Source organism: Brucella tritici (genome assembly GCF_902825325.1).
Lineage (GTDB): Bacteria > Pseudomonadota > Alphaproteobacteria > Rhizobiales > Rhizobiaceae > Brucella.
In genome coordinates, this window is the sequence record NZ_CADEAR010000011.1 from 187807 (window position 1) to 198184 (window position 10378).

The following is a 10378-nucleotide window of genomic DNA, read 5'->3' on the forward strand; positions in this document are numbered from 1 at the left end:
GGTTCAAAAGCCCCCCCAAAAGAGCGAAGCAGCAGGCCGACTTCGCCACATTTCAGACTAAAGTTGCTGATGATTCTGAAAAAATAAACGGCCGGTCAAAGCTCGATCAGATGATCGTCCAACTCGTTGACATTGTCGGGTCCCGCCGGGAAATGTTTCTCCAGCAAAAGCCCAGCCTGACCGATGGCCAGCACAAAACCTTCTGCCACTTGCGCACGCGATGCATGATGGATGAGCGTCGCGACAATTGCATTCCATTCGTCCTGCTCGACACGCGCATCAATGCCCGCATCGGCGATCACCTCGGCATAATGTTCGGCCATCGAGACGAAGAGAAGAATGCCGGTGCGGTGCTCCGTAATATGGACATTGCGCGCCAGAAACTGCTGCAGTGCATTGAGATGGGCGCGCTTGTAACGGATGCGCCGCGGCACCAGCAACATGCGGACGGACGGAAAGAACCAAAGCACCAGCATCGCGGTCAGAAACGCCGCCAGCACCGCAAGCCCGAACATGGGCAGGCGGATATCGAACCAGTACCAATGGGCGAGAAAGGCCGCGATCACCGAAGCAATCAGGATGCCGCAGGTCGCAACAAAGCCCGCCGCAAAGAAATAGTCGTCGCTCGAGCGCGCCAGGACAGCATAGATTTCGCCGCTGGTCTCGGTTTCCGCCTTGCGGATGGCCTCGGCAATGCGGACATGGTCCTCGGCGCCAATCAGCGTGTGATGCTTCATCCTTGCGTCTCCCTACCAGCTACCTGAGGCGCCGCCGCCACCGGATGAGCCGCCACCACCGGAGAAACCGCCGCCTCCCCCACCGGACGACCAGCCACCGCCACCCCAGCTTCCACCACCCCTGCCGCCAGAGCCGCCGCCGCGATTGTTGTAATCCACGACCATGCCGAGCCACTGATATTTACCCGGCCCGATCTTGCGTCCGAAAACCGGCGTCAGGATCGCCATGCCGAAACCGCCGAAGAAGATCAGGCACCAGAAGGCGATGAAGACGACGAATACCCAGTCGACATCATCCGAACTCGATTGCACATTGCGTCTGGCCCGCGCTTCAAGCTCAGCCGCATCGCCGGAAAGCACCGACAGAATGCCGTCCACGCCCTGCACGATACCATTCGAATAATTGCCGGTGCGAAATTCGGGAATGATGGTGCCATTGATGATGACGCTTGAAAGCGCATCGGTCATGACGCCTTCGAGACCATAGCCGACCTCGATCCGCACCTTGCGGTCATTGGGCGCCACCACCAGCAATATGCCGTTGTTTTCTTGGCTCTGCCCGAGCGCCCAGGCACGGAACAGGCGGTTGGAATAGGTTTCGATGTCTTCGCCGTTGAGGCTCGGAACCGTCACCACGACCACCTGATCCGATGACTTCGCTTCAAAGTCGGCAAGCTTCTGGATCAGTTGCTGGCGCTCTGCGGGGTCAATAATGCCCGCCGCATCCACCACGCGACCGGTCAAGGCCTGTGCAGGCTTTGGCGCATCCTGTGCAAGGGCCGCCGTGTGCAGCGTCAGCGCTGCGGAAAACAGCAGAAAAACGAGCGCAAGGAGATGTCGCGGCCAGCCCAACCAGCCAAGACCGCGACGATCACGCGAGAGTGCTGCACCCGCCCCGAAACGCATCATGAGACGCGCCGTCAGTTGAAGTTGACTTTAGGCGCGGCCTGACTGCCTGCATCGGCGCTGAAGCTCTGCATCGGCTGTGCATCGCGATACCAGATCCATGTCCAGATCATCGTCGGCATGGTACGCAGCGCCGTGTTGTAGATGCGAACCGCCTCGATATAGTCGCGGCGTGCGACGGCGATGCGGTTTTCAGTACCTTCAAGCTGCGACTGCAATGCAAGGAAGTTCTGGTTGGCTTTCAGGTCCGGATAGCGCTCGACCACCACCATCAGGCGCGACAGGGCGCTGGTGAGGTTGGCCTGATTGTCCTGAAACTGCTTGAAGAGTTCGGGATTGTTGAGCGTTTCCGGCGTGATCTGCACTTGTGTCGCCTTGGCGCGCGCATCGATCACCGCTTGCAGCGTTTCCTTTTCGTGGGCGGCATAGCCTTTCACGGTCTCGACCAGATTGGGCACGAGATCGGCGCGGCGCTGGTACTGGTTCTGCACCTCGCTCCAGGCGGCCTTGGCCTTTTCCTCATTGGTCGGGATCGTGTTGAAACCGCATGCCGAAAGCAGCGGAACAAGAACGGCAAGACCAAGAGCAATGAAAATACGGCGAAAAGAGAAAGAAGTGGCAACGGTCGCAGCCGACATGGACTTCTCCTGAAAAGGGCGCTTTGCCAAGCGCCGGGAAAACAAATCTGTCACCCGCACATACGCGTTCACGCAAATGCGAGCCGTCAAATCAACAAGATAGACGAAATTCGCTCGTTTTCCAGTCGATTTGAACAACAAGGTAAAACCGCGAACAAGACTGCCCGATTTCAGGAATGCAATCGGAAAGCGTCGCTTTCAACCGCCGCGCGGACAGCGGCAAGCGTTTGACTGCGCGAAAACCCTTCCGTGGCCAGCACGTGCGGCCCAAGTGGACCCAGCGCTGACAATTGCTTATGCAGTTCCGCAATCGGCCCCGGATCGGTCAGCGTATTGCCTCCCCGCTCGCGGCAGCGCCGGATCGCTTCATCAAGCGACGGCCTCAAAACTATATAATGAAGCGGCGCGGCAAGCGTTCGGAACGGCTCGAGGAACCATGGCCCGATTATCCCGTCGACAATGACGAAATAGCCGCCATCGGCATAGGCCTGCGCCACCCTGGTCAGCGCCTCCATCACGATGGCATTTTGCGCATGGGCTTCCGGCAGGTAAGGCTGGATCGCACCGTTCTTGATGAAATGCCAGAAATCATCCGAATGAAGATGAACCTTCGGCGAACCGGGCTGGTTCGCAAGTATCTCGGCGGTTGTGGTTTTACCGGCGCCCGGCGTGCCGGTCAGGATAAGAATTTCACCAGAATGTTCCATGGCCCAGCCTTATCACGAAATGACACGCCTTTCAGTCCCGATATCTCAGTTCATATCAGGATCATCGTCACAGACACCTGTGGACACACATCTGGAACCGATCCTCGGCCTATGGGCAGGAAGCTTCTTTATCTTCTCGCATATGCCAATCAGACTTGCATAGGTACTGTCGATTTCACTCCCATCGATCATGACGATACCATTCCGGACAACCGGTTCCGCTTCGCCCGCAGAAACGAGTAGAACGATAGACCTGAGAGCTATATTCGCTTGATGGCAAGGCCCCATGGCCATTGCCAACCGCGCCAGCTCGTCGCTGGGAGCAGGCTTCGTCCCATCTGATGCCGGTCCATTCTCTTCCATGAGTGCCGCCAAAGCTTCAAGAATAGGGCCGTCGTTTCTCTCGATTTGCGTGGCAAGTGCCTCCAGACCAGCCTTGTCCCCTGCCTCAATGAGATCGGCAATCCGGTCTTCCAATTGTTGAGCCGCCGCTCCGTCCTCATAACAGGCTGCTGCTGTTGTAAGTTCCTGCGTGTCCATCGTGCTCGCTGGGCCGGCAAGGGCGACGACAATAAATGCCGACAGCACTGCGGCAAACTTCAAGGCAATCCTCACTTACATCCCCCTATTCCCCACAAAGCCACCAACAAAAAAGCGGCGGATTGCTCCGCCGCTTTTTCAAAACATAAAACTGCGCGAAGATTATTCGCTTGCAGCTTCTTCAGCCGGAGCAGCAGCGGCTGCGGCAGCTTCAGCGGCCTTTGCAGCAGCTTCTTCTTCAGCCTGCTTGGCCATGGCCAGACGTTCCTGGGCCTTCTTGCCCGGCTCACCCTTGGTCGGGTTGCTGCGGGTCGGACGCTTTGCAAGACCAGCCTGGTCGAGGAAGCGCAGAACGCGGTCGGTTGGCTGTGCGCCCTGTGCAATCCAATGCTGGATGCGGTCGGCATCGAGCTTCACGCGTTCAGCGTCCTTGGCCAGCATCGGGTTCCATGCGCCAACGGTTTCGATGAAGCGGCCGTCGCGCGGGCTGCGGACGTCGGCAACAACGATGTGGTAGTAAGGACGCTTCTTGGAGCCAGCGCGGGCCAGACGAATCTTCAGAGACATTTTTTCTTTCCTTTAGACAATTGCTTCGCCCGAGGGATGGCCGGGACAAAACGGGTTAGACCGTCATTACGGTTGTTGTTTTGGCGCGCATCTTACCCGAAAACCGTTTCACACTTTTCGGGATGCGCTTTACTTTCCGCCGTGGTTCGCGGCGGCATGCTCATGATGCCGAATGACTTCCTTCACGATGAAGTTCAGGAATTTTTCGGCGAAATCGGGATCGAGATGAGAGTCGACTGCAAGGGCACGCAGACGTTCCACCTGACGCTTTTCGCGAGCCGGATCGGCCGGTGCGAGGCCGCGCTCGGCCTTCAGAACGCCGACAGCCTTGGTGCAGCGAAAACGTTCGGCCAGCATATGGATCAGCGCTGCATCGATATTGTCGATGGAGGCGCGCAATGCCAGAAGTTCAGCCGGTGCAGTGTTCTGTTCGTCGCTCATGATGCTCACTTCTTCTTCGGTAGGCCGGGAAGGCCGCCACCAAGACCAGGAAGCTTGGGTCCGCCCAGGCCGGGCAGTCCACCGCCGGGAAGCCCCGGCATTCCACCCTTGGTCAAGCCCGCTGCTTCCGCCTGCTTGGCAAGCGCTTCAAGCTGCTTCGGGTCCATCTTCGACAGATCGGGCATGCCGCCGAGGCCACCCATGCCGCCGCCCAGACCGCCAAGGCCCATCTTGCTGGCAAGACCGCCCATCATCTGCTTCATCATTCCGCCCTTGCCCTTGCCCATGACCTTCATCATGTCGGCCATCTGGCGGTGCATCTTGAGAAGCTTGTTGATGTCGGCAGCAGTCGTGCCGGAACCTTTGGCAATGCGCTGCTTGCGGCTGTGCTTGAGAAGGTCGGGATTGGCGCGCTCGGCCTTGGTCATCGAGCCGATGATGGCGAGCTGGCGGTCGAACACCTTGTCATCGAGACCGGCTGCTGCTGCCTTGTCCTTCATTCCGCCCATGCCGGGCATCATGCCCATGATGCTGCCCATGCCGCCGAGCTTTTTCATCTGGCCCAGCTGATCGGCAAGATCATTGAGATCGAACTTGCCCGACTGCATCTTCTTGGCCATCGCTGCGGCTTTTTCCGCGTCGATGTTTTCAGCAGCCTTTTCCACGAGCGAAACAATGTCGCCCATGCCGAGAATACGGTCGGCGATGCGCTTGGGATAAAATTCCTCCAGCGCATCCATCTTTTCGCCGGTGGCGATCAGCTTGATCGGCTTGCCGGTGATGGCGCGCATCGAAAGGGCTGCGCCGCCACGACCGTCGCCGTCCATACGGGTCAGGACGATACCGGTAATGCCAACGCGATCATCGAAATTGCGCGCCAGATTGACGGCATCCTGACCGGTCAGGCTGTCGGCAACGAGCAGGATTTCATGGGGATTGGCGGCCTTGCGAATATCCGCCATTTCCACCATCAGCGGCTCGTCAATATGCGTGCGGCCTGCGGTATCGAGAATGACGACATCGTGCGCGCCGAGCTTTGCAGCCTGTACGGCGCGCTTGGCGATTTCCACCGGCGACTGGCCGGCAATGATCGGCAGCGTGTCCACGCCGGTCTGAATGCCAAGCTGGCGAAGCTGTTCCTGTGCGGCGGGACGGCGCGTATCGAGCGACGCCATCAGCACCTTCTTGCGCTGGCGCTCGGTCAGGCGCTTGGCAATCTTGCCGGTGGTGGTCGTCTTACCAGAACCCTGCAGACCGACCATCATGATGACGACAGGCGCAGGCGCGTTCAGATCAATTGCAACGCCTTCGGTGCCAAGCATCTCGACAAGCTCGTCGTGGACGATCTTGACGACCATCTGACCGGGCTTGATGCTTTTCAGGATTTCAGCGCCGACGGCCTTCTCACGAACGCGGTCGGTGAAGGAGCGAACCACTTCCAGCGAAACGTCAGCCTCGATCAGCGCGCGGCGCACTTCGCGCAGCGCTGCGGTCACGTCGGCTTCAGAAAGAGCGCCGCGTCCGGTAAGGCCGTTCAGGATGGAGCCAAGGCGCTCCTGAAGTGATTCAAACATTGCGTTTCCTTTTAATCCGAGAAGAGGCTTATGCTTCGTCAGGGATAAATCGTCCCGTGTGTCTGCCAGTTCAAGAAGCAACCAAAGCGATACAGCACCCGAGGGCGCATCGCGCTGTCGGATGTGGACCTCCGGGATCTCTTTATACCAAATGGGTCCCGGTCGGTGGCTCGCGTTCTGAAGATCGCGGATAGATTGGAGCTGGCTTTAAGGCGATCAGCCCCCAATGTCAAGCAAAAGGCCCAAAACACAATGAAACCGGCCCCGGTTTAAATTCGGGGCCGGCACATTTTCCTGTCCTGTTATTGCATGGCCATACCGGCAAGCGGATCGCCGATACCAAGCACATAAAGACCGATCATCAGCAACGTTCCCGCCAGAACCACATAATAGATCGTGGGAATGATGGTCATGCGCAGGGTTGTACCCTCGCGGCCCAGCAAGCCGACCGTAGCCGATGCGGCCACAACGTTGTGGATTGCGATCATGTTGCCAGCCGCCGCACCCACCGACTGACCGGCAACCATCAGCGCACCGGAGATGCCGAGCCCTTCCGCCACACCATACTGGAACTGGCTGAGCATGAGGTTCGACACCGTGTTAGACCCGGCAAGGAATGCACCCAGCGCACCCACGGATGGAGCAAAGAACGGATAGACATTTCCGACTTCCACGGCCACCCAGTCGGCGACCATCAGCGGCATGCTGACCAGATCCTTGCCGTTGACGCCGGAATTGATCATGACACGCACCATCGGCACGGTGAACAGGAGCACGAAGCCTGCGCCCACCAGCGTCTTTGTGCTTTCTCCAAACGCCTTGGCAAACTGTCCGCCATTCATGCGATGCAGGAAGAAGGTGACCACACAAACGATGACCAGAAGACCGCCGGGCAGGAAAAGCGGCGTGAAATCACCACCTATCCCGGTTTCGCCCATGATGTCCTTGGCAACGAAAGTGATCGACTTCAGCGCATTGCCCACGGATGGGAACGTGCGGCTGACCACCAGAAAGATCGCCAGCAGAATGTATGGTGTCCACGCCAACACAAGCGGGATCTTCTTCGAGGTCAGCTCATCGAGCTTGATCTGGACACTGCCGACCCAACCTGCAGGCCATTCGGCAGCAGGCGGGAAATCCCAGATTTGCTTCGGCATGAGAAAGCCGCCGCGCGCCGCAAATGTCGCCAGCGCCAGCCCGACCAGACCGCCAATCATGGACGGAAATTCTGCGCCGAGGAAAACCGCACTCAACACATAAGGAATGGTGAAAGAGAAGGCCGCAAACAGCGCAAAGGGTAGAATGGCCAGGCCTTCCGTCCAGGAACGGTTGCGTCCGAAGAAACGGGTCATGATGACCACGAGGAACAACGGCATGAACGTGCCGCAGATTGCGTGCAGGATAGCCACTTCCGATGTGATGATGTGGAAGAACTGCTCCCAGCTTGATCCCGCGCCCTGCAATTGCGCCGTCAGCGCCTCGCGATTGAGACCCGACTGGACACCGACGATGAGCGGCGTTCCGACAGCACCGAACGATACCGGTGTGGACTGGATGATCAATCCGAAAGTAACGGCGGCAAGCGCCGGAAACCCCACAGCCACCATCAGCGGCGCCACGACGGCGGCAGGTGTGCCGAAACCGGAGGCACCTTCGATAAACGAACCGAACAGCCAGGCTATCAGGAACACCTGAATGCGGCGGTCCGGGCTGATCTGGGCAAAACCGGAGCGGATCGCAGAAATGCCGCCCGAATATTTAAGCGTGTTGAGAAGCAGAATCGCCCCGAAAATAATCCAGAGCAGTCCTGCAGTCTGGATCAGCCCCTGAATGGTCGAGGCGATGACCCGGTTGCCGCTCATGCCCCAGATCGCCATGGCGATCACCACAGTCAGCACATAGGTCACCGGCATCGCAATGCGGGCCTGAATACGAAATCCGACCAGCATGACGCCGGCTACGAGAATTGGCAAAAACGCAAATAGCGCAAGAAATCCGTTCGACATGTGGCGTCCTCCCCGTCAATGTCGCGAATGTTGAAACTCAACTATGCAATGGTGGTAAAGTTTTTTTACCAGTACACGTGCTAGCAATAGATATGAAAGCCACAGCTTCCAAGCGAAAAATTTCATTCGCCGTTTGGGAGCCAACAAAAGCTTGCTGTTTTTGCGCAAAAATGCTTGTAAACGCGGCATTCCGCACCTGCCTCTGCACGCTTTGCCGTTGCCGCATGACATTTGGTGTAAGGAATGGCAAATTCGCGTTGAGGTCGAATCACTCCAAAGGAGAAACGAATGGCATTGGTTGCCAAGGGCCGGTCTTGGACCGCAGCAGCAGTTCTTGCAATGGGCATGATGACGGGAACGGGCATTGCCGAGGCAGCCCAGTGCGGCAATAACGCCGCCGGTTATAATGCCTGGCTCCAGCAGACTCTGAAGGAAGCGCCGTCGCGCGGCGTTGGCAAGGCGGGCCTCAATGCGCTGGCCAACACCAAATATGCGCAGGCGACCATCAATGCCGATCGCAATCAGAAGAGCTTCAAGCTCTCCTTCGAAGATTTCATGAAGAAGCGCGGTGCGGATACGATCATCAAGCGCGGTCGTGCGCAGAAGCAGCAGAACGCTGCTCTCTTCGCGGCAATCGAAAAGCGCTACGGCGTTCCAGCCGGCCCGCTGCTCGCAATCTGGGGCATGGAAACCGGTTTCGGGTCCTATCTCGGCAAGCAGAATACGGTATCCGCCGTTGCGACGCTGGCCTATGACTGCCGCCGTTCCGACTACTTCACCGGCCAGCTTTACGCCGCTCTCAAGCTTGTCGATCAGGGCGATCTCAGCCCGCAGGCCGTAGGCGCTATGCACGGTGAAGTCGGCCAGACCCAGTTCATGCCAGCAAACGTCCTGAAGTATGGTGTCAGCGGTTCGGGCGGCGCCCATTTCGACCTGCGCAACAAGGCGGACGCGCTCCATTCGACCGCGAACTTCCTCGTCGGCCATGGCTGGCAGCGCGGTGCAGGCTATCAGCCGGGCGAACCGAACTACGGCGCCATCCAGGGCTGGAATGCCGCGCAGGTCTACCAGCGCGCCATAGCCGTCATGGGCAAGGCGATCGACGGCAAGTAACGGCAGAAGGCTGAAATCGCAATTTCGCTTTGGAATTGCCGCAGAAAAGCCTCACGCTTCACAGAATAGCCCCAAATTTCGGGGCTATTTTTGCATGTTTTGTTGCGAATTTTCGCGTTTGGATGACAAAAACGCTGATTTCAGTTGTTTAAAATATGGCAAAACGGCCCCTCTCGATCGGAGAGGAGCCGTTTCAGGAAGTGTTTTTGAAAGCTGGACGGATCTCGGATCAGGCCGGGTCAGGCCGCGTGAAATCACCGGTCTGGTGATCCATCACCCATAGCTCGCCGGTCGAAATATCGAACCATGCGCCATGCAGGGTAAGCTTGCCCTTCTTCTCCAGAATATCGACGCAAGGGAATGTGCGCAGATTGTTGATGGAGTAGCGGATCGAGATGCGCTCCAGCGCGGTCTGGCGTTCGGTTTGCGTCATGAGCTGGTTGCCGCTGATAGCTTCGGCTGCAGGCGCGATGAGGCTCATCCATTTGCCGATGAAGTCACCCGGCGAAAGCGGCGCACTTTCGGTGTCGAGCGCAGCCTTGATGCCGCCGCAACGGCCGTGGCCCATAACGACGATATTCTTCACCTTGAGGCTCTGAACCGCAAATTCCAGCGCTGCCGAAGCGGCATGATATTCGCCATCGGGTTCGTAGGGCGGGATGAGATTGGCAACATTGCGCAGGACGAAGATTTCGCCGGGCGCCGTGTTGAAGATGGTTTCGGGAGCCGCACGTGAATCACAGCAAGCGATAACCAGCGTTTCCGGCGATTGTCCCTTGTCGGCCAAATGGCGATAGCGTGAAGTTTCGTGGGCAAAATGCTCGCGCATGAAGGTTCGATAACCGGCGAGAAGTGAGTCTGGAAGATCAACCATATTTTTCCAATATCCCTATCGAAAACCGAGATCAATCGAAATGCACTGAACGGGCTGCGTCCAATTGGACGCATGATCCCGTTCGCTTTTCATGCAAGCTTCTCAAGCCCATATCGCCATGCGAAGACCGAAAGCATCATGTTCCACATGGTCGGGTTGCGGACACGCTTCACCGCGCGCATGACGACCAGCCACGAGGGTGTTGTCACGTTAAGTTTCTCTGACCGGAAAGGCCCGTGGCTCGTAGATATTCAGGCGAAACAGGCCGCAATTTT

12 protein-coding genes are annotated in these 10378 nt (G+C 57.9%); 2 read left to right on the top strand and 10 right to left on the bottom strand.

Annotated features, from left to right (window positions below; all coding sequences use genetic code 11):
* Window positions 1-95: 95 nt before the first annotated feature.
* The 9 genes from HWX93_RS16945 to HWX93_RS16985 all read right to left on the bottom strand — a co-directional run bounded on the left by HWX93_RS16945 (window position 96) and on the right by HWX93_RS16985 (window position 8116).
* Window positions 96-737, bottom strand: a complete 642-nt coding sequence (locus HWX93_RS16945) for a TPM domain-containing protein (RefSeq protein ID WP_176038038.1) — start codon at window positions 735-737, stop codon at window positions 96-98.
* A gap of 12 nt (window positions 738-749) precedes the next feature.
* Entirely contained in the window at window positions 750-1646 is an 897-nt protein-coding gene (locus tag HWX93_RS16950) for a TPM domain-containing protein (RefSeq protein ID WP_176038039.1), read from the bottom strand.
* An 11-nt stretch (window positions 1647-1657) separates the two neighbouring features.
* On the bottom strand, window positions 1658-2281 hold the full coding sequence (locus HWX93_RS16955) for a LemA family protein (protein WP_176038040.1): 624 nt from the start codon (window positions 2279-2281) through the stop codon (window positions 1658-1660).
* A gap of 170 nt (window positions 2282-2451) precedes the next feature.
* A complete protein-coding gene (locus HWX93_RS16960; protein ID WP_176038041.1) occupies window positions 2452-2988 on the bottom strand; it encodes an ATP-binding protein in 537 nt (178 codons plus the stop codon).
* 45 nt (window positions 2989-3033) lie between these two features.
* On the bottom strand, window positions 3034-3591 hold the full coding sequence (locus tag HWX93_RS16965; RefSeq protein WP_235969126.1) for a hypothetical protein: 558 nt from the start codon (window positions 3589-3591) through the stop codon (window positions 3034-3036).
* Window positions 3592-3690: 99 nt separating this feature from the next.
* Window positions 3691-4095 (bottom strand): 30S ribosomal protein S16, encoded by a 405-nt coding sequence (gene rpsP / locus HWX93_RS16970; RefSeq protein ID WP_010661492.1) that lies wholly within the window; start codon window positions 4093-4095, stop codon window positions 3691-3693.
* 129 nt (window positions 4096-4224) lie between these two features.
* Window positions 4225-4536: a chorismate mutase gene (locus HWX93_RS16975; RefSeq protein ID WP_109988980.1), complete on the bottom strand. Its 312-nt coding sequence runs from the start codon at window positions 4534-4536 to the stop codon at window positions 4225-4227.
* 5 nt (window positions 4537-4541) lie between these two features.
* Entirely contained in the window at window positions 4542-6110 is a 1569-nt protein-coding gene (ffh, locus tag HWX93_RS16980; protein ID WP_151555914.1) for a signal recognition particle protein, read from the bottom strand.
* A 302-nt stretch (window positions 6111-6412) separates the two neighbouring features.
* Window positions 6413-8116 (bottom strand): L-lactate permease, encoded by a 1704-nt coding sequence (locus tag HWX93_RS16985; RefSeq protein WP_109988959.1) that lies wholly within the window; start codon window positions 8114-8116, stop codon window positions 6413-6415.
* 288 nt (window positions 8117-8404) lie between these two features.
* Here HWX93_RS16985 and HWX93_RS16990 point away from each other — a divergent pair, with 288 nt between their 5' ends.
* Complete coding sequence (locus HWX93_RS16990) at window positions 8405-9229, top strand: lytic murein transglycosylase (protein ID WP_109988957.1); 825 nt, start codon at window positions 8405-8407, stop codon at window positions 9227-9229.
* A 229-nt stretch (window positions 9230-9458) separates the two neighbouring features.
* On the opposite strand, the gene HWX93_RS16995 is transcribed toward HWX93_RS16990, so the two are convergent.
* The gene (locus HWX93_RS16995) at window positions 9459-10103 is read right to left on the bottom strand and encodes a carbonic anhydrase (protein ID WP_109988956.1); all 645 of its coding nucleotides are present in this window, start codon (window positions 10101-10103) and stop codon (window positions 9459-9461) included.
* A 72-nt stretch (window positions 10104-10175) separates the two neighbouring features.
* Between HWX93_RS16995 and HWX93_RS22890 the strand changes: the two genes are divergently transcribed.
* The coding region (locus HWX93_RS22890) for a hypothetical protein (RefSeq protein ID WP_210267232.1) at window positions 10176-10378 on the top strand (203 nt) is incomplete at its 3' end.

Bases quoted from the DNA above. Each gene is read 5' to 3' on its own strand.
- HWX93_RS16945 (WP_176038038.1), bottom strand. From the start codon at position 737: ATGAAGCATCACACGCTGATTGGCGCCGAGGACCATGTCCGCATTGCC.
- HWX93_RS16950 (WP_176038039.1), bottom strand. From the start codon at position 1,646: ATGATGCGTTTCGGGGCGGGTGCAGCACTCTCGCGTGATCGTCGCGGT.
- HWX93_RS16955 (WP_176038040.1), bottom strand. From the start codon at position 2,281: ATGTCGGCTGCGACCGTTGCCACTTCTTTCTCTTTTCGCCGTATTTTC.
- HWX93_RS16960 (WP_176038041.1), bottom strand. From the start codon at position 2,988: ATGGAACATTCTGGTGAAATTCTTATCCTGACCGGCACGCCGGGCGCC.
- rpsP (WP_010661492.1), bottom strand. From the start codon at position 4,095: ATGTCTCTGAAGATTCGTCTGGCCCGCGCTGGCTCCAAGAAGCGTCCT.
- HWX93_RS16975 (WP_109988980.1), bottom strand. From the start codon at position 4,536: ATGAGCGACGAACAGAACACTGCACCGGCTGAACTTCTGGCATTGCGC.
- ffh (WP_151555914.1), bottom strand. From the start codon at position 6,110: ATGTTTGAATCACTTCAGGAGCGCCTTGGCTCCATCCTGAACGGCCTT.
- HWX93_RS16985 (WP_109988959.1), bottom strand. From the start codon at position 8,116: ATGTCGAACGGATTTCTTGCGCTATTTGCGTTTTTGCCAATTCTCGTA.
- HWX93_RS16990 (WP_109988957.1), top strand. From the start codon at position 8,405: ATGGCATTGGTTGCCAAGGGCCGGTCTTGGACCGCAGCAGCAGTTCTT.
- HWX93_RS16995 (WP_109988956.1), bottom strand. From the start codon at position 10,103: ATGGTTGATCTTCCAGACTCACTTCTCGCCGGTTATCGAACCTTCATG.